Annotated in this window: 1 pseudogene; it reads right to left on the reverse strand. The window is 57.2% G+C overall.

The features are described 5' to 3' along the window. Window positions 1-1,166, reverse strand: a pseudogene (psaB, locus tag LKK83_RS00545) (photosystem I core protein PsaB); the annotation flags it as partial.

Here is a 1,166-nt window from a genome sequence, read left to right on the forward strand (position 1 = left end):
CCGTGGGCGAAAGCTCCCACCATGATGAACCCAGCGATGTACTGGTGGTGGGTGTACAGAGCTGCCTGAGTGGTGTAATCCCGTGCCATGAAAGCGTAGGGAGGCAGACTGTACATATGTTGCGCCACCAAGGAGGTGATTACACCCAAACAAGCCAAGTGCCATCCGAGTTGGAAGTGCAAGGAATTGTTGTAGGTGTCGTACATTCCCTTGTGACCTTCACCGAGCAACCCGCCAAAGGGAGTGCCTTTGGGAGGATTGTGGGCGTCCATGATTTCCTTCATGCTGTGACCGATACCGAAGTTGGTACGGTACATATGACCGGCGATGATGAACAGAACCGCGATCGCCAGATGGTGATGGGCGATATCGCTCAACCACAAGGACTCGGTTTGGGGATGGAATCCACCCAGGAACGTCAGGATAGCGTTGCCCGCTCCTTCGGAGGTGCCAAAGACGTGGTTCAAGCTATCCGGGTTTTGGGCGTAAGCGCCCCAGTTCCCGGTGAAGAACGGTGCCAATCCGGCGGGGTGTGGCTTCACGGAGAGGAAGTTATCCCATCCCACATGAACTCCCCGAGATTCGGGGATAGCCACGTGGACCAGGTGGCCCGTCCAAGCCAGGGAGCTGACCCCGAACAGTCCCGCCAGGTGGTGGTTCAGACGCGATTCTGCGTTTTTGAACCAGGCCAAAGAGGGGCGGAACTTAGGTTGGAGGTGCAACCAGCCGGCGAAGAGCATCACGGCGGCCAAGACCATCAGGAAGATGGAGCCTTGGTAGAGGTCGCCGTTGGTTCTCATGCCGATGGTGTACCACCAGTGATAGACACCGCTGTAGGTGATGTTCACTGGGTTGGCTGCTCCGGCTTGGGTGAAGGCATCCACTGCCGGCGCGCCGAATTGCGGGTCCCAAATCGCGTGGGCGATGGGACGGATGTTTAGGGGGTCTGTGACCCACTGTTCGAAGTTTCCTTGCCAGGCGACGTGGAACAGGTTGCCCGAGGTCCACAGGAAGATGATTGCCAGATGACCGAAGTGGGAGGCGAATATCTTTTGATAGAGATTCTCCTCGGTCATGCCATCGTGGCTTTCAAAGTCGTGGGCGGTGGCAATCCCGTACCATAGCCGACGTGTTGTCGGGTCTTGAGCGAGGTCCTGGCTAAACTT

It is taken from the genome of Phormidium sp. CCY1219 (assembly GCF_035615515.1).
Lineage (GTDB): Bacteria > Cyanobacteriota > Cyanobacteriia > Cyanobacteriales > Laspinemataceae > CCY1219.